The organism is Streptomyces tamarix (assembly GCF_032423885.1).
GTDB classification, from domain to species: domain Bacteria; phylum Actinomycetota; class Actinomycetes; order Streptomycetales; family Streptomycetaceae; genus Streptomyces; species Streptomyces tamarix.
The window spans coordinates 18,672-39,730 of the sequence record NZ_JAWCTQ010000058.1; the positions used below are offsets into that span (position 1 = coordinate 18,672).

General features: G+C 74.8%; 19 protein-coding genes and 1 pseudogene. 6 read left to right on the plus strand and 14 right to left on the minus strand.

The genetic code is table 11. The features are described from left to right. Positions 1-58: 58 nt before the first annotated feature. Complete coding sequence (locus RND61_RS29570) at positions 59-1,348, minus strand: DUF5685 family protein (RefSeq protein WP_315881221.1); 1,290 nt, start codon at positions 1,346-1,348, stop codon at positions 59-61. Positions 1,349-1,621: 273 nt separating this feature from the next. Here RND61_RS29570 and RND61_RS29575 point away from each other — a divergent pair, with 273 nt between their 5' ends. Continuing rightward, positions 1,622-2,056 (plus strand): cell division protein SepF, encoded by a 435-nt coding sequence (locus RND61_RS29575; protein ID WP_315881222.1) that lies wholly within the window; start codon positions 1,622-1,624, stop codon positions 2,054-2,056. 12 nt (positions 2,057-2,068) lie between these two features. Here RND61_RS29575 and RND61_RS29580 read toward each other — a convergent pair whose 3' ends face one another. Together RND61_RS29580 and RND61_RS29585 are read right to left on the minus strand one after the other, a co-directional pair. Further along, positions 2,069-3,259: an acyl-CoA dehydrogenase family protein gene (locus RND61_RS29580; RefSeq protein WP_315881223.1), complete on the minus strand. Its 1,191-nt coding sequence runs from the start codon at positions 3,257-3,259 to the stop codon at positions 2,069-2,071. A gap of 81 nt (positions 3,260-3,340) precedes the next feature. Next, complete coding sequence (locus tag RND61_RS29585; protein WP_315881224.1) at positions 3,341-5,020, minus strand: MFS transporter; 1,680 nt, start codon at positions 5,018-5,020, stop codon at positions 3,341-3,343. A gap of 469 nt (positions 5,021-5,489) precedes the next feature. Here RND61_RS29585 and RND61_RS29590 point away from each other — a divergent pair, with 469 nt between their 5' ends. Then, positions 5,490-6,521, plus strand: a complete 1,032-nt coding sequence (locus tag RND61_RS29590; protein ID WP_315881225.1) for a phosphatase PAP2 family protein — start codon at positions 5,490-5,492, stop codon at positions 6,519-6,521. Between the two features lie 152 nt (positions 6,522-6,673). On the opposite strand, the gene RND61_RS29595 is transcribed toward RND61_RS29590, so the two are convergent. Continuing rightward, positions 6,674-6,889 carry an I78 family peptidase inhibitor gene (locus RND61_RS29595; protein ID WP_315881226.1) on the minus strand — a complete coding sequence of 72 codons (216 nt, stop codon included), beginning with the start codon at positions 6,887-6,889 and terminating at the stop codon, positions 6,674-6,676. A 346-nt stretch (positions 6,890-7,235) separates the two neighbouring features. Here RND61_RS29595 and ctaD point away from each other — a divergent pair. Next, positions 7,236-8,930, plus strand: a pseudogene (gene ctaD / locus RND61_RS29600) (aa3-type cytochrome oxidase subunit I); the annotation flags it as partial. On the opposite strand, the gene RND61_RS29605 reads toward ctaD, so the two are convergent. The 4 genes from RND61_RS29605 to RND61_RS29620 form a co-directional block, all read right to left on the minus strand. Next, a complete protein-coding gene (locus RND61_RS29605; protein WP_315881227.1) occupies positions 8,821-9,885 on the minus strand; it encodes a helix-turn-helix transcriptional regulator in 1,065 nt (354 codons plus the stop codon). The pseudogene ctaD and the gene RND61_RS29605 overlap by 110 nt on opposite strands. Before the next feature lie 64 nt (positions 9,886-9,949). Then, positions 9,950-10,744 carry a hypothetical protein gene (locus RND61_RS29610; RefSeq protein ID WP_315881228.1) on the minus strand — a complete coding sequence of 265 codons (795 nt, stop codon included), beginning with the start codon at positions 10,742-10,744 and terminating at the stop codon, positions 9,950-9,952. Next, on the minus strand, positions 10,741-12,024 hold the full coding sequence (locus RND61_RS29615) for a glycosyltransferase family 4 protein (RefSeq protein WP_315881229.1): 1,284 nt from the start codon (positions 12,022-12,024) through the stop codon (positions 10,741-10,743). The genes RND61_RS29610 and RND61_RS29615 overlap by 4 nt, the downstream gene beginning before the upstream one ends. Positions 12,025-12,328: 304 nt before the next feature. Next, on the minus strand, positions 12,329-12,985 hold the full coding sequence (locus RND61_RS29620; protein WP_315881230.1) for a LysM peptidoglycan-binding domain-containing protein: 657 nt from the start codon (positions 12,983-12,985) through the stop codon (positions 12,329-12,331). A gap of 263 nt (positions 12,986-13,248) precedes the next feature. On the opposite strand from RND61_RS29620, the gene RND61_RS29625 reads away from it, so the two are divergent. Both RND61_RS29625 and RND61_RS29630 read left to right on the plus strand, forming a co-directional pair. After that, the gene (locus tag RND61_RS29625; RefSeq protein WP_315881231.1) at positions 13,249-14,067 is read left to right on the plus strand and encodes a hypothetical protein; all 819 of its coding nucleotides are present in this window, start codon (positions 13,249-13,251) and stop codon (positions 14,065-14,067) included. Positions 14,068-14,201: 134 nt separating this feature from the next. Continuing rightward, the gene (locus RND61_RS29630; protein ID WP_315881232.1) at positions 14,202-14,528 is read left to right on the plus strand and encodes a hypothetical protein; all 327 of its coding nucleotides are present in this window, start codon (positions 14,202-14,204) and stop codon (positions 14,526-14,528) included. 65 nt (positions 14,529-14,593) lie between these two features. Here the strand turns inward: RND61_RS29630 and der are convergent, their stop codons facing one another. The 5 genes from der to RND61_RS29655 form a co-directional block, all read right to left on the minus strand. Further along, a complete protein-coding gene (der, locus tag RND61_RS29635) occupies positions 14,594-16,042 on the minus strand; it encodes a ribosome biogenesis GTPase Der (protein ID WP_315881233.1) in 1,449 nt (482 codons plus the stop codon). Between the two features lie 74 nt (positions 16,043-16,116). Then, positions 16,117-16,704, minus strand: a complete 588-nt coding sequence (locus RND61_RS29640; RefSeq protein WP_315881238.1) for a lysophospholipid acyltransferase family protein — start codon at positions 16,702-16,704, stop codon at positions 16,117-16,119. Positions 16,705-16,754: 50 nt separating this feature from the next. After that, positions 16,755-17,420 (minus strand): (d)CMP kinase, encoded by a 666-nt coding sequence (cmk, locus tag RND61_RS29645; RefSeq protein WP_315881239.1) that lies wholly within the window; start codon positions 17,418-17,420, stop codon positions 16,755-16,757. 138 nt (positions 17,421-17,558) lie between these two features. Then, positions 17,559-18,644, minus strand: coding sequence for a prephenate dehydrogenase (locus RND61_RS29650; protein WP_315881234.1), 1,086 nt, complete (start codon positions 18,642-18,644; stop codon positions 17,559-17,561). Further along, on the minus strand, positions 18,641-18,835 hold the full coding sequence (locus RND61_RS29655) for a hypothetical protein (protein ID WP_315881235.1): 195 nt from the start codon (positions 18,833-18,835) through the stop codon (positions 18,641-18,643). Before RND61_RS29655 ends, RND61_RS29650 begins: the two co-directional genes overlap by 4 nt. Before the next feature lie 144 nt (positions 18,836-18,979). Here RND61_RS29655 and RND61_RS29660 point away from each other — a divergent pair, with 144 nt between their 5' ends. Beyond that, a complete protein-coding gene (locus RND61_RS29660) occupies positions 18,980-19,744 on the plus strand; it encodes a nucleotidyltransferase domain-containing protein (protein ID WP_315881236.1) in 765 nt (254 codons plus the stop codon). Here RND61_RS29660 and RND61_RS29665 read toward each other — a convergent pair. Then, on the minus strand, positions 19,661-20,425 hold the full coding sequence (locus RND61_RS29665) for a nucleotidyltransferase domain-containing protein (RefSeq protein ID WP_315881237.1): 765 nt from the start codon (positions 20,423-20,425) through the stop codon (positions 19,661-19,663). The two genes, RND61_RS29660 and RND61_RS29665, sit on opposite strands and share 84 nt — an antisense overlap. Positions 20,426-21,059 lie beyond the last annotated feature (634 nt).

A 21,059-nucleotide genomic window follows, 5' to 3' on the forward strand; every position in this document is an offset into this window, starting at 1 on the left:
TCCCGCCCCGTCGCGAAACCGGCCGGTGCGCGTACGGGGCGCCGGTGCGCGTACGGCCTCAGCAGCCGTCGCAGGGGCAGCGGCAGTCGCAGCTGCAACTGTCGCAGTCGCGGCAGCAGCCCTCGCGCTTCTTGCGGGACCAGGGCCCCTCGTACTCCTCCGCGCAGCAGATCCGGCAGGTGCAGAAGAGGCCGACGAAGACGGCGCAGCCGGCGAGGAGCCCGCGCGGCGGTTTCTGTCGCGGCCCCTCGCCGCCGAAGCCCGACCCGCCCGACCCGCCGCGTCGCCCGCCGGACCCGCCGCGTCCCCCGCCGTAGCCGCCGTGACCACCCTGATCGCCGAGACCACCATGACCGCCGTGACCGCCCGGCCCGCCGCCCCCGTACGGGTTGAAGGAGCCGTACGGGCCGGGGGCCTGGCCCCCGCCCTGGTGGGCGTGGCCGTGCGGGGGCAGGGGCGCGCCGGGCGCGCCGTACCCCTGGTGCGAGCAGGACGGCGCGGCGAACGCGCGGTCCACCGATCGCCGCAGCTCGTGCACGAGGAGCTGGTGCAGCAGCCGGTCGTCGACGAACTCGGCGTCCCGCAGCGCGAGGCGCACGCCGTGCACGGCGTCGTCCGCGAGGCGCCGCGCCTCGGTGAGTGACGTACCGGTCGCGGTGAGCGGGTTCCAGGCGCCCGACGCCGTGTCGGCCTCCAGGTCCTCGACGGCGTCCAGCAGGTGGGCGAGGCGCCCGAACAGCCGGCCGGCCTCCGCGAGGGGCGCGGCGTTCCCCGGCCTGCCGGCGAGGACCGCGGTGTGCGCGAAGGCGGCGGCGGTGGCCGTCTCGGTCGGCTCGGTCACCGCCAGCAGGGGCGTGCCGGGCCGGGCCAGCGCCTCGACACCGGTCTGCCGGTCGACCGCGTCGAGCAGGACCGCCGTGTCGAAGCCGAGTTCCCGCCCGGCCCGGGTGCCCGCGGCGTCCCAGCGGCGCGCGACCCGGCGGGCGGCCGCGGCCACCGGGCGGCGGGCCAGCAGCCCGTCGCGGTCGGCGACGTGGTCCCGCACCTTCGCCGAGGCGAGCACCAGGGAGACGGCGGCGGCCAGCCGGGCGCCCTCGCCGCGCGCGACGGGCGCGGTGCGCATCGCGCGCAGCGGGCAGGGCCCGGCGGTGCGCCGGGCGGCGGCGGTGCGCACGGTCTGGGCCTCCGTCAGGACCGAGACGACGAGCCCGTCGTAGTTGGTGGCGACGCGGGCGAACTGGCCGTGGTCGGCGCGCAGGGCGAGGCAGAGCCCGCACAGGTGCGCCATCCACTCCGTCCGGAGCCCTTCCGCGAGCCGGTGCGAACAGGGCCTGACGATACCGAACATGTGCTCCCCCGTGACTGGATCCGTACGCGCTGGGCATCGTAGCCGGGGGTCCGTTCACCCGTACGCGCGCCGACTCGCCCGCCCGGTGTGAATTTCATATTTGGGGTATAAGAAGCCCGTTACGCAGCAAGTATCCTGACGAATCGCCATATCTTCTGCACCAGTACCGTCACGAAACGCTCGCTCGGCGGCTATCCACTTGGCGCGCGATCCGCATCATGGACGACCATAGGGGTGCGGAACCACACGTGACCACGTTGAAAGGAGGCGTCCATGGGATCGGTACGCAAGGCGAGTGCCTGGCTGGGACTCGTCGAGGACAACGACGAGCGCTACTACGACGACGAGTACGCCGAGACCGCCGAGAGCGGCGACGCCTGGGTGACCGACCCCCGCGTGCGGGTCGCCTCCGAGAGCGCCCGGGAGGAGGGCCGCCGGATCGCCACCGTGTCGCCCGCCGGCTTCCGCGACGCCCGGGCGATCGGTGAGCTGTTCCGCGACGGCATCCCGGTCATCATGAACCTCACCACCATGGAACCGGACGACGCCAAGCGCGTGGTGGACTTCGCCGCCGGCCTGACCTTCGGCCTGCACGGCTCCATCGAGCGGGTGGCCACCCGGGTCTTCCTGCTGACACCCGCGGACACGCAGGTCCTCACCGGGGAACCCGGGGGCCGCGCCCAGGACGGCTTCTTCAACCAGAGCTGAGGGCGGGGCCGCTCATCGGAAGGCGTCGAGACCGGTGAGCGCCTTGCCCAGCACCAACTGGTGCATCTCGACGGTGCCCTCGTAGGTGAGCACCGACTCCAGGTTCGTGGCGTGCCGCATGACGGGGTACTCCAGGGAGATCCCGTTGGCGCCGAGGATCGTCCGGGCCGTGCGGCAGATCCCGATCGCCTCCCGCACGTTGTTCAGCTTGCCGAAACTGACCTGTTCGGGGCGCAGCCGCCCCGCGTCCATCCGCCGCCCCAGGTGGTGGGCGAGCAGGACGCCCTTGTGCAGCTCCACCGCCATGTCGGCGAGCTTGGCCTGGGTGAGCTGGAAGCCGCCGATGGGCCGCCCGAACTGCTCCCGCGTCCGCGCGTAGTCGAGCGCCGCCTCGAACGAGGCCCGCGCCGCGCCCATGGCGCCCCACACGATCCCGTACCGGGCGTGCGTCAGGCAGCCGAGCGGGCCCTTCAGCCCGGTCACGCCGGGCAGGACCGCGTCGGCGGGCAGCCGTACGTCGTCCATCACCAGCTCGCTGGTGACGCTGGCCCGCAGCGACCACTTGTGCTTGATCTCCGGCGCGGAGAAGCCGGGGGTGTCGGTCGGGACGGCGAAGCCGCGCATCCCCTCGTCGGTCTGCGCCCAGACGACGGCGACCCCGGCGACCGATCCGTTGGTGATCCACATCTTGCGGCCGTTGAGGATCCAGTCCGCGCCGTCCCTCCGGGCGTACGTGCGCAGGGCGGCCGGGTCGGAGCCGTGGTCCGGTTCGGTGAGGCCGAAGCAGCCGATCGTCTCGCCCGCCGCCATGGACGGCAGCCAGTGCCGCTTCTGCTCCTCGGAGCCGTACTTCCAGATCGCGTACATGGCGAGGGAGCCCTGGACGGAGACGAGGGAGCGGATCCCGGAGTCCGCGGCCTCCAGCTCCAGGCAGGCCAGCCCGTACTGGACGGCGCTCGCCCCGGCGCAGCCGTACCCCTCCAGGGACATGCCGAGCGCGCCGAGCGCGCCGAGCTCCCGGGCGAGTTCGCGGATGACGGGCAGCTCGCCCCGCTCGTACCACTCGGCGATGTGCGGCAGCACCCGCTCGGCGGCCCAGCCGCGGACCGTGTCGCGGACGGCGAGGTCCTCCGGGTCGAGCAGGTCGTCGACGCCGAGCGGGTCGTCCGGGTCGAACGGCGGGAGCTTCGCGGGTGCGGGCATACGGACCTCCGGCAACTGGCTCACCAGGGAGACGACGGGAAAACTACCGTTGATAGTCGAGCTGGGCGCCGACGTTACGGCTCAGTGTGCCGCGCGTCCAGAGCCGGCCGGTTCCGCCGGGGCGCGCCGCGCGGGCACCCGCCGCGCGTCCGGCGCGCCGTGCGCCCCGCGGGCCGCGGGGACGGTGCGGTCCCCCGGGCCGTCGTCGTCGGCGGGGCCGCCCGCCTGCGCGTCCATCACCCGCGGCAGGCGCAGCGCCATCACCGCCCCGGCGAGCAGCAGCCCCGCGCTCACCACCAGCGTGACGTGCAACCCGTGGACGAAGGCGTGACGCGCGGCGGAGTGCAGCGCCTCGCCGGCCGCGCCGCCGAGCCGGGCCGCCACCTGGTAGGCCTCGCCCAGCGAGTTGGCGGCGGCGGCGCCCGCCCCGGCGGGGACGCCGGGGACGCCGGTGAGGCCGGGGGCGTACGCGGCGTTCATGACGCTGCCGAGCAGGGCGATGCCCATGCCCGCGCCGAGCTGGTAGGACGTCTCGCCGATGGCCGCCGCGCCGCCCGCGCTGCGGGCGGGCGCCTCGCTGAGCATCGACTCGTACGCCGCGAACAGCGTGGTCTGCAGGCCGAAGCCGAGCAGGACGAAGCCCGCGGTCAGCAGCAGCGGCCGGTCGTGCTGCCCCATGAGGACGAGCAGCAGCACGGACCCGGCGGTGAGGACGAAGCCGCCGGCGACCATCCGGCGCGGACCGAGGCGGGCGAGGGTGTACGAGCCGGTGGCGCCGGCGGCCATCGCGGCGAACGTCAGCGGCAGCAGCCGCAGCCCGGTCTCCAGGGGGCTCAGGCCCAGGATCAGCTGGAGGTACTGGACGGCGATCAGCTCCAGGCCGACCAGCGCCAGCATGGCGAGCACGATGCAGCCGACGGACGTGGTGAACGCGGCCCGCGAGAACATCCGCATGTCGATGAGCGGATGGGTGTGGCGGCGCTGCCGGCGGACGAAGAGGACGAGCAGCACGGCGCCGGCGAGCAGCGGGCCGAGCGTGGCGGCGCTCAGGACGGGGTCGCCCGCGCCGGTCCGCTTGACGCCGAGGACGACGCCGAGGACACCGGCGGCGGCCATCAGCGCGCCCAGGACGTCCCACGGCCCGTCGCCACTCCCCCGCGACTCGGGCAGCAGCCAGCGGCCGGCCGGGAGGATCAGGGCCATCAGGGGGATGTTGACGAGGAAGACCGAGCCCCACCAGAAGTGCTCGACCAGGAACCCGCCGAGCACGGGGCCGGTGGCGGCGCCGACCGCGGCGACGGCCGTCCAGATGCCGATGGCCGTGGCCCGTTCGCGCCGGTCGGGGAAGACGGCGCGCAGCAGGGAGAGCGTGGCCGGCATGATCATCGCGCCGCCGACGCCGAGCAGCACGCGGGCGGCGATGAGCACCGCCGGCGTGTCGGCCAGCGCGGCGACGGCGGACGCCGCGCCGAAGAGGGCGTAGCCGCCGAGCAGGACGCGCCGCCGCCCGACCCGGTCGCCCAGCGTGCCGAAGAGGATCAGCAGCGAGGCGCAGACGAGCGGATAGGCGTCGACGATCCAGAGCAGGGCCGTGGAGCTGGGCCGGAGGTCCTCGGTGACCGCGGGGACGGCGACGTGGAGGACGGTCGCGTCCAGCGCGACCAGCAGCAGGCTCACACAGAGGACGAACAGGACGACCCAGCGGTTGGCACCGCCGCCGGCGGCACGCAAACGCGCTCCGGCAGTGGCCGTTCCCGACATGTAGGTACCTCCCGCGTGGAACTCTCGCGCTCGGCGGGCACCGGCCGGGGAAGGGGACGTTCCGCGGGGCGGCCCGGCAACAGGGGGTCCCCGGCCGGATGCGTCCGGCTCTCCGGGGGCGGGCGAGCGAGACGTCAGCCTACGTGACGTGGGGCGGGTGGTGCGTGGCCCAGCTCTCACCGGAACGCGCCCGGGAGTGTGGCGTGCGCCACGCGGACCGCCCGCCGCGACACGCCCCCGGTGGCCCGAACGGCGTACGAATTCCCCGTGCGGCGGAGCGCGGCGGGTTTTCCTCCGGCGGACAAACACGGTTACGGAAGAACCGCTCCCGACATTAGGGCGACCTGCCCCGGCGCATTTTGGATAAGCATCGGATAAACAGCCGCCGAGACCCACTCCACATCACATCGTCATCACAAAGAGACCGGATCGGCCTGGCCCGACACTCACTCCCTGTAACGTCGATTGCGTGCGTACCGACATCTTTGCCCGTCTGGACCGGGAGCCGGAACCGCCGAAGATAGAGAGCCCGCGGATGAGCCGCACGCGTCTTGCCCTCTTCGGCGGGACGTCCGTGTTCTACCTGGCCATCGTCGTGGCCGTGCTCGCGTCGACGTGGCTGGTGCTCATCGACTGGAAGGTCATGCTCTTCCGGCCGTACCAGCAGTGGCCGGAGCTGCACGCGCCGCTCGACTACTTCGTGGTGCTCGGCCAGCGCGGCCCGACCGCGGTGATGGTGGCGGCCTGGCTCGGCTGGCGGTCGTGGCGGCAGCACACGCTGCGCCCGCTGCTCGTGCTGGGCACGGCGCTGCTGCTGCTGAACGTCACGGTGGGTGCCGTGAAGATCGGCCTGGGCCGGCTCGGCCCGCATTACGCGACGCAGATCGGCTCGGCCGAACTGTTCGCGGGCGGCGATATATTTCCTTCCGGGCACACCGCCAACGCCGTGGTGACCTGGGGCATCCTCTCCTACCTGGCCACCACGCCGCGGGCGCGCCGCTATCTGTCAGCCCTTTCCGCCGTGGTCGCCCTGGGCGTCGGCCTCACCACCGTCTACCTCGGTACGCACTGGCTGAGCGACGTGCTCCTGGGCTGGGCCGCCGGTCTGCTGATCCTGCTGGGCCTGCCGTGGTGCGAGCCGCTGATCGCGCGCGCGGAGGCGGTGCTCCTCGCCGCTCGGGACCAGGTGCGCGACCGGGTGCGCGGCCGGCTGCGGGAGCGCCGCCCCGCGCCCGCCCCGGTACGGCCCGTGGCGCCGGTGGCGGCCGCCGGGCCGCTGCCGGACGCGCAGCCGCGGCGGCCGGCCGCCGAGCCCCCGGCGGAGCCGGTGCGCGAACCGGCGGCGGGTGCCGGGGCGGTCGGCGCCGGGACGCACGCCGCGAGCATCCGTACGACGCTGTCGCAGCCCCGCACGCACGCGGTGCTGCGTTCCGAGCGGATGCCGGTCACCCCGGCGGGCAGCCGCAGACCGCCGCGCTCCCGCCCGGTGACGGGCGGCTGAGCCGCCGGCGGCGGTACGTACGCGAGGAAGGGCCCCGGCCATGTGCCGGGGCCCTTCCCGTGCCGTCGGGCGGACGGCACGGGGACGGAGGCGGACCGTGCGGGGACGGGGGCGGAAGGCGCGGGGTGGGGGCGGAAGGCGCGGAGCGGGGGTCAGCCCACCCAGCAGCGGACGACGGTGTGGTCGCGCACCTCGAAGTTGATCCGGCCCTCCACGTACTCGAGCGTGATGACGGAGCCGGGCGGCAGCGCCCGTACGGTCGTCCAGCCCCGGGAGCGGGCCCGGCGCTCGGCCTCGCGGTCGTCGAGGCCGACGTACGCGCCGGGTTCGTCGGGCCGTGTAGGGGGTGTCGCGGGTATCGGTGCCATGGCCTCACCGTAGGCGCCCCCGCACGGGTATCGCCATCCTCCCGTACGCGGCCCGTCACATGTATGTCACAGACACCCGGGCCACGATTATCGGACGTTTCCGTGCCCGCGGGGCCCGCCGGAGGCGTTCCGCGGTAATTCCCCGAAGGCCGGGCGGCCCGCATTCGGCGGCTTGGGAATTCCCCCGAACGGCGTCACCCGAACACCACCGGACACGTTTGTTCCACGGGCTCTCCACAGAATTCCCGCACCTCCGGACGGCGTGAACGCGGGCGATCCGGGAAGGGGGCCGCGAGCATCGTGGGGCGGGACCGGGCCGACGAGGAGCCGATGCGGAGGGGTGCTGATGGGGACCGACACCGTCCGGGCGACCGCCGTGCCACCGCCGGTCCGGCGGCGCGGCCGGATGGTGGTCGCCTGGCTGACGACCACCGACCACAAGAGGATCGGTCACCTCTACCTGATCACGTCGTTCGGCTTCTTCCTGGTCGCCGGGGCGATGGCGCTGCTGATGCGCGCGGAGCTGGCCCGCCCCGGACTACAGTTGATCAGCAACGACCAGTTCAACCAGGCGTTCACGATGCACGGCACGATCATGCTGCTGCTGTTCGCGACGCCGACCTTCGCGGGGTTCGCCAACGAGATCGTGCCGCTGCAGATCGGCGCGCCCGACGTGGCCTTCCCCCGGCTGAACATGCTCGCCTACTGGCTGTTCCTCTTCGGCGGGCTGATCGTGCTCGGATCGCTGCTCGTGACGACCGGGGCGGCGAGCTTCGGTTGGTTCGCGTACGCCCCGCTGAACTCGCAGGTCCACACGCCCGGGGTCGGCGCCGACCTGTGGATCATGGGCCTGGCGCTGTCCGGGTTCGGCACGATCCTCGGCGCGGTCAACTTCCTGGCGACGATCATCGGGATGCGGGCGCCGGGGATGACGATGTTCCGGATGCCGATCTTCACCTGGAACGTCCTGTTCACCTCGGTGCTGGTGCTGGTCGCGTTCCCCGTGCTCGCGGCGGCGCTGCTGGTGCTGGAGTCGGACCGGCGGCTGGGGTCCCTGGTGTTCGCCCCGCAGTGGGGCGGGACGCTGCTGTGGCAGCACCTGTTCTGGTTCTTCGGCCATCCCGAGGTGTACATCATCGCGTTGCCGTTCTTCGGCATCATCACCGAGATCGTCCCGGTCTTCTCCCGGAAGCCGATCTTCGGCTATCTGACGCTGGTCGCCGCGACGACGGCCATCACCGGGCTGTCGGTGGTCGTGTGGGCGCACCACATGTTCGCCACCGGGGCGGTGCTGCTGCCGTTCTTCTCGTTCCTCTCCTTCCTGATCGCCGTGCCGACCGGGGTGAAGTTCTTCAACTGGACCGGGACCATGCTGAAGGGGTCGCTCAGCTTCGAGACGCCGATGCTGTGGGCGGTCGGCTTCCTCGTGTCGTTCCTCTTCGGCGGGCTGACGGGCGTCCTGCTGGCCTCTCCCCCGCTGGACTTCCACGTCACCGACACGTACTTCGTCGTCGGCCACTTCCACTACGTGGTCTTCGGCACGGTGGTCTTCGCGATGTTCGCCGGCTTCCACTTCTGGTGGCCGAAGTTCACCGGGAAGATGTTGGACGAGCGACTGGGGAAGATCCACTTCTGGACGCTGTTCACCGGCTTCCACCTGACCTTCCTGGTGCACCACTGGCTCGGCGCGGAGGGCATGCCCCGCCGGTACGCGGACTACCTCGCCGCCGACGGCTTCACCGCGCTCAACACGGCCTCCACCATCGGCTCGTTCCTGCTGGGCGCCTCCACGCTGCCGTTCCTGTACAACGTCTGGCGGACCGCCAAGTACGGCACGGAGGTCGGGACCGACGACCCCTGGGGGTTCGGACGGTCGCTGGAGTGGGCGACGTCCTGCCCGCCGCCCCGGCACAACTTCCGGCACGTCCCGCTCATCCGGTCGGAGTCCCCGGCGTTCGACCTGCACCACCCGGAGCACGCGACGTACCAGCGTCCGGAGCGGGACGCCCCGGCGGACCCGGCCGAGCGGCCGAGCGGTCCAGGGCGCGGGTCAGGCGGTCTCGAACCGAACTGAGGTGGCCGACCAGCTCGCTCGGCTCCACCACCTCGAACTCCAGGCCCATCAGCGCCACGTGCACCACGAGCACGTCGAGGCCACACGCGCCCGTGTGCAGCAGGCACGTCGTCTCGCTCTCGGCCTCCACGACCCCGTCGGACACGCCCACCACCTGCGCCGCCTCCTGTGCGGAGGCGTGCAGCCGGATCACCGCGCGCGCCGCGTACGCCGCCGTGGAGACGCCCCGCGCCACGTAGGCGGCCAGGTCCTCGGCGGGCGGGGTGCGCGGCGTGAACCGCGGCCCGTGCGGCGGCGTCGGGGTGATCCGGTCGACGCGGAACGTCCGCCAGTCGCCGCGGTCCACATCCCAGGCGACCAGGTACCAGCGGCGCTCGGTGCACACGAGCCGGTACGGCTCGGCCGTCCGGTGGGTCGTGGTGCCGTTGTGGTCCCGGTACGCGAAGCGCAGCCGCTCGCCGTCCCGGCAGGCGCCCGCCAGCTCCGTGAGGACCGCCGCGTCGGCCTGCTGCCCCTCCCGCGGGGCGCGCATGGCCGGCACGGTGAACGTGGTCAGCGCGCTCACCCGCCGCCGCAGCCGGTCGGGCAGGACCTGGTCCAGTTTGGCCAGGGCGCGCAGCGACGTCTCGCCGATCCCCTCCACGCCGCGCCCCGCGGCGGTGCGCAGCCCCACGGCGACGGCGACGGCCTCCTCGTCGTCCAGCAGCAGCGGCGGCAGCCGGGCGCCCGCGCCGAGCTGGTAGCCGCCGCCGGTGCCCGGCGTGGCGTGCACCGGGTAGCCCAGCTCCCGCAGCCGGTCCACGTCGCGGCGCACCGTGCGCGGGGTGACGCCGAGCCGCTCCGCGAGGGCGGCGCCGGACCAGTCCCGGTGGGCCTGGAGCAGGGACAGCAGGCGCAGCAGTCGTGCCGAGGTCTCCAACATGGGGGCGAGTCTGCCAGCCGTCGCGGACGGGTACGGTCCGCGACGGCTCCCGCCCTCCGGGGCGCTACGGGACCGGGGTGACCCGGACGCAGAGCTCGTTGTCGGAGCTGTAGCAGGGCTCCGCCCGGAACCCGTCGCCCCGGGCCTGCGGGTACACGAAGACGTTCCTGCGGTCCCACACGTCGTCGAGGATCCGGGCCACCCGCACCGGCCCGGCGCCGGCGGAGGGCCGCAGCCACAGCTGCCACAGGCGCTGGCGGTCCGGCGCCGGCCCGGCGAGCGGGCCGTACGGCAGGGTGAAGGAGAACGTGCCGTCCTCGCCCTCCACCGGCACCTCCCGCACCTCGCCGCCCCACCGCGCCTCGGCCACCGCACCGGCGCCCAGCACGGTGCCGTACAGCCGGCCCTCGACGGTGCAGCCGCCCGGCCCGAGGACGAGGTCGCCGGCCTCGGCGTGCCGGGCGCGCAGCCAGCTCCGGACGGCGAGCCGTCCGTCCGCCGTGGGGTACGGGACGCGCGCGGCGACCGGCCCGGACGCCTCGGGGACGCGGTCGACGAGGGCCCGTACGTCGCGGACGCCGGGCTCCACCGGGCGGCCTCCGACGGACACGTCCCAGTGGCCCTCCGCCAGCTCGACCGTGCTGGGCAGGACGGCGCGCGACCGGCCCCCGCCGGCCGGGGTGAGCGGCAGCCGGGCCTCCTCGGCCGGGTCGGCGCCGCGGCGGCGCAGCAGCAGGACCGGTTCCCCCGGCTCGGCGCCCGCTATGTCGAACGTGATGCCGCCCGCCGAGTCCGCGACGCAGTCGGCGCGCGGGGCGCCGTGCTCGGAGGCCGGCGTGGCCGGCGTGGTCCCGGTCATGCGGGCTTTCCCTTCCTGAGGACGTCGGCGGCCTTGTAGCGGGCCGTGTACGCGGCGTCGAGGACGGCGCCCCGCGCGCGGTGGAGCGCGTCGCGGCCCCGGTCGCGGGGGGCGGCGCCGGACCCGCGGGCGACCAGTTCCGCGAACAGCGCCTCGTGCCGCTCCGCGATCCGTACGGGGTCGAAGCGGCGGGACGCGGCGAGCGCGGCCCGCCCGGCGCGGCGGCGCAGCTCGTCGTCCTGGATGAGGCCGAGCAGCGCCTCGGCGACGGCGTCCGCGTCGCCGACCGGGACGAGCCGGCCGTCGACGCCGTCCTCGATGATCTCGCGGGGGCCGTGCGGGCAGTCGGTGGCGACGACCGGCAGCCCGCAGCGCATCGCCTCGACGATGGTCATGCCGAAGGACTCCAGGCGGGAGGTGACGGCGGCGACGGACCCCTTGACCCACTCGGGTTCGAGGGGGTTGGCGGGGCCCATCAGGTAGACGTGGTTGTGCAGCCCGCGCCGTTCGATCAGGGCGCGCAGGGCGTTCCTCTCGTTGCCGGTGGCGTCGCCGGAGCCGTAGATCCGCAGCCGCCAGTCGGGGCGGGCGGCGACGACCTTCGCGAACGCCTCGACCAACAGGTCGTACCGCTTGACCTTGGTGAGCCGGCCGGCCGCGACGACCCACTTGGCGGTGGAGTCGGCCGGTGCGACGGCCGGCGCGGGGACGCTGTTGGGGACGGCCTCGACGCGGACCCCGGGCAGCTTCAGCCGGGTGCGGTACGAGCGGGCGTCGGCCTCGGTGACGGTGGTGACGGCGTCGAGCAGCGGGTAGCGGAAGCCGATCTCGCGGCGCAGCCGGTAGCCGTGGCTGTCGAGGGTGAGGTGCTCCTGGCCGACGCGGACCGGGCCGCGGCGGGTCTGCCGGGCGATGTGCACGTTCAGCCCGGGGCGGGTGCCGACGACGACGTCGGCCTCCACCGCCTTCAGGTACGCGGCGATCCTCGTGTCGGTGAGGCGGCTGTACTGCTTCCAGCGGCCGTCGCCGCGCGGGAAGACCTTGGCGGGCCGCCGGTAGTCGGGGTGGTCGCCGTCGTACCCGGGGCTGTGCTTGCGCAGGTCGACGAGGTGCTTCATGGTCACGCCGGCGGGGGCGCCGAGGGTCGGCTCGTCGCGGTGGCGGAAGACGGAGACGATCTCCACGTCGTGGCGGGCGGCGAGCGCCTCGGCGAGGTTGAAGGTCGTGCGGATGGTGCCGCCGATCCCGTACGCGTTGTGGAGCAGGAAGGAGATGTGCATCGCGTGGCCGGGTCCCCCAGGTCGATAGGTCGTCAGAGGTGGACTGTACTTGGCCCGCACGGGCGGTGGCCGAGCCGGGGGACGGTGGCGCGGCCCTCGTCCGCGCCGCCCCGGGCGGCCCGCCGCGGCCGTCCCGCCGGCGGGCGGCGGACGGGCGGGCGCGGCGGCTCCGGAGCGGCCGGCCGGGGCACCGCGCCGGACGGGCCGGCGCCCGGCTCGCGTACGCCCCGCAGGACGGGCCGGCGCCCCCGGGGACGGTGGTCGCCGCCACCGGGCGGCGCCTCCCGGGAGCCTGCGGGAGGGCCTACGGCAGGCGCAGCATCCAGCCGGGCCGGAGGACGTTCGGGTCGCCGCCCACGACGTCCCGGTTCGCGGCGTGTAGCGCCCGCCAGCCGCCGGGGACGCCGAACCGCCGCGCCACCGTGCTCAGCGTGTCGCCCGGCTGGACGGTGTGGTACCGGCCGGACAGCCCGTACCGGCGGGAGCACGTGGGCCACGCGCTCCACCCCTGCCAGCGCAGCACCTCCTGCGCGACGGTGATCTGCTGGACGCGGCTGGCCAGGTCGGCGCGGCGCGCGTACGCCAGGCCGCCGAACTCCTCCCAGGTGGACTGCTTGAACTGCAGTCCGCCGTAGAAGCCGTTGCCGGTGTTGGCGTTCCAGCGACCGCCGCTCTCGCAGAGGGCGACGCACCCCCAGGGCCAGTCGCCGGGGCAGTCGGCGGACGTCGCCGCCCCCGCCCGGCGCCCCCCGGCGGGAACGGCGGAGGCGGAGGCGGTGAGGGCGGTGGGCACGGCGGGGAGGGCGGAGGCGGACGGCGGGGAGGCCCATGCGACCGCCTCCCCCGGCAGGGCCGGTACGGGGGCGAGGGCCACGGCGAGCGCGAACAGCGCGGCGGACGCCGGCGCGGCGGCGCGGACCCGCGCGCGGGGGGTGCGGGAAGGTTTCGGCTGCTTCGGCATCGGGCCACGCTAGGCACCGCCCCGTCCCCCGCTCCCGTACCGCACCGGCGCGCCGCCCCACCGCGCCGCGAACCCACCCGGTCGGCAGACCCCGGCCACCCGCCCGGACGCCCGCCCGGGAGGCGTGCCGGGGCCGGGCCGGACGGCCCGATTCGGTCGCCACGCGCGCGTGACCCCGGCCAGCACTCACCCGTTGAACTCGTCATGAGATGTGCCGGGACCCGCCCGGTACCGCACGCACCAACGAGTCCGAGGAGCCACCCGTGCCGCGCATGCTCGACGTCAGCGAGGACGTACGCGCCGAGATCGGTGACGACGAAGCCGACCGGCTGCTCGCCGGCGAGAACGCCCCGGGCAGCTACGACTGCACCTCCTGCCGCACCCCGGGCGACCCCGAGCAGGAGCGCACCAGCACCGTGCTGTTCGTCGGCGACGAGACCGCCGTCCTCGCCTTCGCCCACGCCACCTGCATCCCCTCCCAGGTCGTCAGGGTTTCGGAGGAGCAGTTGCAGGGCGCCGTCCGGTCGATCACCGGTCAGGAACCGCAGCCGCCCGCGCCCGCCCCCGCGCCCGCGCCGGCGTCCGCGCGGGTGCCGTCGGACACCCGGCAGGCGGTCCTGGGCGTGACGAGCGGTCTGGTCCTGATCGAGGGGGACCTGCACCCGGCGCTCGTCGTCGAGCCGACCGCGCCGATCACCCGCCCCGGCTCGTACGGCACGGAGGACGAGTTCCTGCCGCTCCTCATCGAGCAGGGCTTCCTCCCGGTCTCCGGCCTGAACGCGAAGCCGCCGGTGCTCGCGGGCTGGTCCGTCCTGCTCGCCGTGGGGCAGCTCCACGCGATCCTCCAGCCGGGCACGGCGGGCGGCCAGCCGGTCGCCTGGTGGCAGGCGCACCAGCCGCTCCAGGTCACCGACGGCTGGCGGACGGCGGCGAACAAGTCGCACACGGTGCTGGTCTTCGCCGCGCCCGTCGGCTCCATCGGCCAGCAGCCCCGCGAGGACCTGCTGCGCGACGCGCTGGAGAAGGCCGCCGCGAACGGCAGCCTGGTCGCCGCCGCCATGCCGCTGGCCGGCACGTCCTGATGGGCACCCCGCTCCCCGCCCTGTGGAAGGCGATTTCCCCGTACGGGCCGCATCTCCCGGGCGGCGGGGTCGTTGGCACCTACGTGCAGCACTCATACGAGCCGTCCCGCCCGCCGTACCAGTACATCCCCGGTATGCGCCCGGCGGAGGACGGTCTGTCCTACTCGGCCACGCCGATCTACGACGCGCTGTACTCCGAGTACCGCCGGTCGTTCCGGGCGCTGCCCGGGGACCGCAGCGGCGAGGAGGACCTCAGGTTCCGGGCCTTCGGGGCGCTGCCGCCGATCCGTCCGGTCGACGGCGGGCAGGGCACCGCGGGTCACGTCCCGGGCCACACGACCGGCACGCACGGGTACGGGCAGGGGTGGCAGGCGCAGCAGTACGGCGGCTACGCGACGGCCCGGCCGCACGGCGGACCGGCGCAGGCGGCGCTGCCGCCGGCACCGCGCCGCACCATGTGAACGGCGGGGCCGGGGGGACGTGATCGTCTCCCGGCCCCGCCGCCGTACGCCGCGCCGGAGCGCGGCTACTTCTTCCGGCCCCGCTTCTCACGGACCCGCACCGAGATGTGGATCGGGGTGCCCTCGAAGCCGAACTCCTCGCGCAGCCGCCGCTCCACGAACCGGCGGTAGCCGTGCTCCAGGAAGCCGGACGCGAACAGCACGAACCGGGGCGGCTTGGTGCCCGCCTGCGTACCGAACAGGATGCGGGGCTGCTTCCCGCCGCGGATCGGGTGCGGGTGGGCGGCGACGAGCTCGCCGAGGAAGGCGTTGAGGCGGCCGGTCGGGACGCGGGTCTCCCAGCCGGCGAGCGCGGTCTCGATCGCCGGGACGAGCTTGTCCATGTGGCGGCCGGTGCGGGCGGAGACGTTCACCCGGGGCGCCCACGAGACCTGCTGCATCTCGGTCTCGATCTCGCGCTCCAGGTAGTAGCGGCGCTCCTCGTCGAGCTCGTCCCACTTGTTGTACGCGATGACGAGCGCCCGGCCCGCCTCGACGGCCATCGTGATGATCCGCTGGTCCTGGACGGAGATGGACTCGGTGGTGTCGATCAGGACGACGGCCACCTCGGCCTTCTCGACGGCGGCGGCGGTGCGCAGGGAGGCGTAGTAGTCCGCGCCCTCCTGGAGGTGGACCCTCTTGCGGATGCCGGCGGTGTCGACGAACTTCCAGGTCTTGCCGCCCAGTTCGATGAGCTCGTCGACCGGGTCGCGGGTGGTGCCGGCGAGCTCGCTGACGACGACCCGCTCCTCGCCCGCGACCTTGTTGAGGAGGGACGACTTGCCGACGTTCGGGCGGCCGATGAGGGCGATGCGGCGGGGGCCGCCGACGGCGGTGCCGAAGGTCTGCGCGGGCGCGTCGGGGAGGGCCTTGATGACCTCGTCGAGGAGGTCGCCGGTGCCGCGGCCGTGCAGCGCGGAGATGGGGAACGGCTCTCCGAGGCCCAGGGACCACAGCATCGCGGCGTCGGCCTCGCCGGACGGGCCGTCGACCTTGTTCGCGGCGAGGACGACGGGCTTGCCGGCGCGGCGCAGCAGCTTGACGACGGCCTCGTCGGTGTCGGTGGCGCCCACGGTCGCGTCGACGACGAAGACGACCGCGTCGGCCGCCTCGATCGCGAACTCGGCCTGCGCGGCGACGGACGCGTCGATGCCGAACACGTCCTGCTCCCAGCCGCCCGTGTCGACGACCTTGAAGCGGCGGCCGACCCACTCCGCCTCGTAGGTGACGCGGTCGCGGGTGACGCCGGGGTGGTCCTCGACGACGGCCTCGCGGCGGCCGATGATCCGGTTCACCAGGGTCGACTTGCCGACGTTCGGGCGGCCGACGACGGCGAGGACGGGCAGCGGGCCGTGCCCGGCCGCCTCGATCGCGCCTTCGACCTCCTCGATGTCGAAGCCCTCTTCGGCGGCGAGCTCCATGAACTCCGCGTACTCGGCGTCGCCAAGTGCCCCGTGGTCGTGCTGGTCGTTCATGAAGTCCGTTCCTCGTGCGTTCGTGGTGGTCGGTGGGCGTCCGGCCGGGGCCGCGCCCACTACTCGAGTGTCGCTCAGCGCCCGGTGAGGCGCCTGGCGTTTTCCAGGTGGCCGGTGAGCCGCTCCTGGATGCGTACGGTGGCGTCGTCCAGGGCCTTGCGCGTACGGCGTCCGCTGCCGTCGCCCGCGTCGAAGGCGTCGCCGAAGACGACGTCGACGCGGCTGCGCAGCGGGGGCAGCCCCCTTATCAACCGTCCGCGGCGTTCGCTGCTTCCCAGGACGGCGACCGGGACGACGGGCGCGCCGGACCGCACGGCGAAGTAGGCGAGCCCGGCGCGCAGCGACGCGAAGTCACCGTCGCCGCGGGTGCCCTCGGGGAAGATCCCGAGGACGCCGCCGGCGGCCAGGACGTCCAGGGCGCCGGTGATCGCGGCGCGGTCGGCGGCCGCGCGGTCGACCTTGAGCTGCCCGATGCCCTCCAGGAACGGGCCGAGCGGACCGACGAACGCCTCCTTCTTGATCAGGAAGTGCACGGGCCGGGGCGCGGTGCCCATGAGCATGGGGCCGTCGAGGACGTGGGCGTGGTTGACGGCGAGGATGACGGGGCCGGAGGCCGGTACGCGCCAGGCTCCCAGCACGCGCGGCTTCCACAGCCCGTACATCAGGCCGATGCCGATGCCCCGCCCGACGGCGGCGCCCTTCGCCGAGGGGGTCACTTGGCGACCGCCCTCTTCTCCTCCACGAGGGTGACCACGCACTCGACGACCTGCTGGAGCGTCAGCTCCGTGGTGTCCACCTCGACGGCGTCCTCGGCCTTGGCGAGGGGGGAGGTCTTCCGGGTGGAGTCGGCGGTGTCCCGCTTGATCAGGGCGTCCCTGGTGGCGGAGACGTCGGCGCCCTTCAGCTCGCCGGCGCGACGGGCCGCGCGGGCCTCCGGGGAGGCGGTGAGGAAGATCTTGAGGTCGGCATCGGGGAGGACCGTCGTGCCGATGTCGCGGCCCTCGACGACGATGCCGTGGGGGGCGGCGGCCGCGATGGAGCGCTGGAGCCCGGTGATCCGGGCGCGCACCTCGGGGACGGCACTGACGGCGCTGACCTTGGCCGTGACCTCCTGCGTGCGGATCGGGCCGGAGGCGTCCACGCCGTCGACGGTGATCGTCGGGTGGGACGGGTCGGTGCCGGAGACGATCACGGGCTTGCCGGCGGCGTCGGCCACGGCGGCGGCGTCGTCCACGTCGATCCCGTTGGTGAGCATCCACCACGTGATCGCCCGGTACTGGGCGCCGGTGTCCAGGTAGCTGAGGCCGAGCTTGGCGGCGACGGCCTTGGAGGTGCTCGACTTGCCCGTACCGGAGGGGCCGTCGATGGCGACGATCACGGAATCCACGGTGTCGGACACCTTCCTGCCTGCGTGGGAGTGGGGCCGGCCGGTTGCCGAGGGCCCGGGACAAGGTTACCGACTGTCCCCGCCGCTCCTCGCACCCGTTCGGGCCGGCCCCCGCCCGCGGGCCCCGCGCTACTGGCGCAGGGCCCAGCCGTGCTCCCGGAGGGAGGCCGCGAGGAGCGGCGCGGCGGACGGGGCGACCATCAGCTGCACCACGCCCGCCTGCTGGCCCGTCGCGTGCTCGATGCGGACGTCCTCGACGTTGACGCCCGCCCGGCCGGCGTCGGCGAAGATCCGCGCCAGCTCGCCCGGCTGGTCGCTGATGAGGACGGCGACCGTCTCGTACGCGGCCGGGGCCGTGCCGTGCTTGCCGGGGACGCGGGCGCGGCCGGTGTTGCCGCGGCGCAGGACGTCCTCGACCCCGGTCACGCCCTCGCGGCGCTCGTCGCCGTCGGCCGACTGCAGGGCGCGCAGCGAGCGGACCGTCTCGTCGAGGTCGGCGGCGAGCGCGGCGAGGACGTCGGCGACGGGCCCGGGGTTCGCGGAGAGGATGTCGATCCACATGCGGGGGTCGGACGCCGCGATGCGCGTGACGTCGCGGATGCCCTGCCCGCACAGGCGCACGGCGGTCTCCTCGGCCTCCTCCAGTCGCGCGGCGACCATGGAGGACACGAGCTGCGGGGTGTGCGACACGAGGGCGACGGCCCGGTCGTGCGCGTCGGCGTCCATGACGACCGGGACGGCACGGCACAGCGCGACCAGCTCCAGGGCGAGGTTCAGCACCTCCGTGTGCGTGTCCCGCGTGGGCGTGAGGACCCAGGGGCGCCCCTCGAAGAGGTCGCCGCTGCCGGCGAGCGGGCCGGACTGCTCCTTGCCGGACATCGGGTGCGTGCCGATGTACGCGGACAGGTCGGCGCCCATGGCCTCCAGCTCCCGCTGGGGGCCGCCCTTGACGCTGGCCACGTCCAGGTAGCCGCGGGCCGTGCCGGCGCGCATGGCGTCGGCGAGGGTGGCGGCGACGTGGGCGGGCGGCACGGCGACCACGCACAGGTCGACGGGGCCCTCCGGCGGGGCCTCCGTGCCGGCGCCGCGCGCGGCGGCGGTCCGGGCCCGGTCGGGGTCGTGGTCGGCGAGGTGGACGGTGACGCCCCGGTCGGTGAGGGCGAGGGCGACGGACGTGCCGATCAGTCCGGTTCCGATGACGACGGCGGTTCTCACTGGGCGGTGTCCTTGTGGAGGGCCGCCGCGGCGGGGCGGACGCGGGCGGCGGCGGAACGGACGCGGGCGGCGGTCGCGGGCGGGCCGGCGACCGCGGGGGCGGCGCACCGGGCGGGGCGGGGCGGGGCGCCGGCGTGCCCGGCGTCGTGCCGCCCGGGCTGGACGGCCCTGCGGACCGCTCGTACCGCCACGTCTGCTCCTCGCGCCCGGGGCCCGGCTGCGGGCCGTGCTGTGCGCTCAGCCTAGTCAACGCCGCACGCGCCCCTCCACGCCGTTCCGCTACCGGAGCGGGCCGCGAAACCCGCTCCCCCGAACCCGCCCGCTAGGGTCGTGCCATGCCTGACGCCCTCACACCGGAAGCCCTCGTGCGCGACCACACGGTCTACTCCTGCGTCATGGGGTCCCGGGCGTTCGGGCTGGCCACGGACGGCAGCGACACCGACCGCCGCGGGGTGTTCCTCGCCCCGACGCCGTCGCAGTGGCGCTTCACCAAGCCGCCCACGCACGTGGAGGGCCCGGCCCCCGAGCAGTTCAGCTGGGAGCTGGAGCGCTTCTGCGAGCTGGCCCTGCGCGGCAACCCGAACGTCCTGGAGTGCCTGCACTCCCCGCTCGTCGAGCACGCCGACGACACGGGCCGGGAACTGCTGGCGCTGCGCGGCGCGTTCCTGTCCCGGCAGGTGTACGGGACGTTCACCCGCTACGCGCTGTCGCAGCGCCGCAAGCTGGAGGCGGACGTGCGGCGGCACGGCGCGCCCCGCTGGAAGCACGCCATGCACCTGCTGCGGCTCCTCGGGAGCTGCCGCGACCTGCTGCGCACCGGCGAGCTCTCCGTGGACGTGGGCGACGGCCGGGAGCGGCTGCTCGCGGTGAAGCGCGGCGAGGTCGCGTGGGCCGCGGTCGAGGCGTGGATGGTCCGCCTGGCGGACGAGGCCGACGCGGCGCTCCCGTCCTCCCCGCTGCCGGCGGAGCCGGACCTGGCCCGGGTGGAGGACTTCCTCTTCCGGACCCGGCTGCGCTCAGCCCTCGACGCGCTGCCCCAGCCGGGCGCGTACGACGAGGTCGTGCAGCGCGTCGTGCGCCCCCGTCACGGCGTCGGGTAGCCGGGACGCCGCCTGCGCCGCGTCGAGCGCCTCGTGCAGCGCATCGACGTCGGCGCCCAGCCGCTCCGGATCGACTCCGGTCGCCGGTCCGTGCTCGGCCTCCGCCTTGGCCGCGACCAGCTCCCCGAGGTACGCCGGGGCCTCCCCCACCGCGTCCCACAGGGTCGGCAGGTGCGCGACGACCTCGCCGGACCGCATGAGGTGGATGCCGCTCAGCAGAGCGCGGAAGGTGTACAGGAGCGACTTCAGCTCGCCGTCCTTCTCGAACAGCCGCCACTGGGTGCAGGCGAAGCCCCGGTAGTGGTGGGCGTGGTGGGTGGTGAGCACACCGGGGGCGAGGGCGGCCAGCTCGGCGTGCAGGTCGCTGGTGTGGACGACGAGCGGCGACAGCAGCTGCTCCAAGACGTACCCGTTGCGCCGGAGCATCAGCCGGGCGAACTTCCGCAGGTCGTGCGTGACCAGGTCCATCTCGACGCCGTCGCGCTCCCACATCCGGGAGCGGGTCTCCTCCGCCTCGCGCAGCCCGATCAGCGCGTCCACCGGCAGCAGGTGCACCCCGCGCAGGTCCACGTCCGAGTCGCGGGACGGGAAGCCGTACAGGTGCGCGCCGGAGACGGTGGCGAACAGCAGACGGTCGGGTTGTTCGGCGACGACAGAAGCGAGGTCCAGGTGTTCGATCACCGCTCAAGCATCCCAGAGCTCGCCGGGCGTGAGGAGGCCTTCGCGGCACCCGACGCACCCGGGTGGGTCCCGGGCCGGGCGGTCGCGCCCGGGTGGACCCGGCGAAGGCGCCCGTGGGGCAGGCCCTTGCGGACCGGCGACAGAGCGCGATTGGCCAACCCGGCGAAGGCGCCCGTGGGGCAGGCGGTCGAGTCGGAGCCGCCGGTGCGGGCGGCCCGGCACGGGCGGGGCGGGGCCGTGGCCGGATCCTCGGGGAAGGCGGGGAGGTACGGCGACGCGGCCTCCTTCGCGGTCCGGCCCCGCCGGTGAGCGGGCGGGAGCCGGTCCCCGGGCGCCGTCCCCGGGCCGCGCGGTCGCGGCGACGCGCTCCGGCACGGCGGGGCGCTCGTCCCGGCCGCGCTCGGCGGAGCGCCGGGGCGACGGGGTCCTGGGGGCGGGTCCCCGGGCCGCCGGGCCGCGTTCCGTGGCCCCGGGAGCGGTTGCCGTACGCGGACGGGCGCGGCGGTCCGGGCGGGGCGGGCGGCTCGACGTCCCGCACGGGCGGGTGCGACGTCCGGGGCCGGGTATGAGGCCGGCGTGCCCGGCGCGCCGACCCGGCGCCCCGCACGGGCGGACGCACGGCACGGGCGGACGC

Coding starts and splice junctions, on each gene's coding strand:
- RND61_RS29570 (WP_315881221.1), bottom strand. CDS start 1,348: ATGTTCGGTATCGTCAGGCCCTGTTCGCACCGGCTCGCGGAAGGGCTC.
- RND61_RS29575 (WP_315881222.1), top strand. CDS start 1,622: ATGGGATCGGTACGCAAGGCGAGTGCCTGGCTGGGACTCGTCGAGGAC.
- RND61_RS29580 (WP_315881223.1), bottom strand. CDS start 3,259: ATGCCCGCACCCGCGAAGCTCCCGCCGTTCGACCCGGACGACCCGCTC.
- RND61_RS29585 (WP_315881224.1), bottom strand. CDS start 5,020: ATGTCGGGAACGGCCACTGCCGGAGCGCGTTTGCGTGCCGCCGGCGGC.
- RND61_RS29595 (WP_315881226.1), bottom strand. CDS start 6,889: ATGGCACCGATACCCGCGACACCCCCTACACGGCCCGACGAACCCGGC.
- RND61_RS29605 (WP_315881227.1), bottom strand. CDS start 9,885: ATGTTGGAGACCTCGGCACGACTGCTGCGCCTGCTGTCCCTGCTCCAG.
- RND61_RS29610 (WP_315881228.1), bottom strand. CDS start 10,744: ATGACCGGGACCACGCCGGCCACGCCGGCCTCCGAGCACGGCGCCCCG.
- RND61_RS29615 (WP_315881229.1), bottom strand. CDS start 12,024: ATGCACATCTCCTTCCTGCTCCACAACGCGTACGGGATCGGCGGCACC.
- RND61_RS29620 (WP_315881230.1), bottom strand. CDS start 12,985: ATGCCGAAGCAGCCGAAACCTTCCCGCACCCCCCGCGCGCGGGTCCGC.
- RND61_RS29630 (WP_315881232.1), top strand. CDS start 14,202: ATGCGCCCGGCGGAGGACGGTCTGTCCTACTCGGCCACGCCGATCTAC.
- der (WP_315881233.1), bottom strand. CDS start 16,042: ATGAACGACCAGCACGACCACGGGGCACTTGGCGACGCCGAGTACGCG.
- RND61_RS29640 (WP_315881238.1), bottom strand. CDS start 16,704: ATGTACGGGCTGTGGAAGCCGCGCGTGCTGGGAGCCTGGCGCGTACCG.
- RND61_RS29660 (WP_315881236.1), top strand. CDS start 18,980: ATGCCTGACGCCCTCACACCGGAAGCCCTCGTGCGCGACCACACGGTC.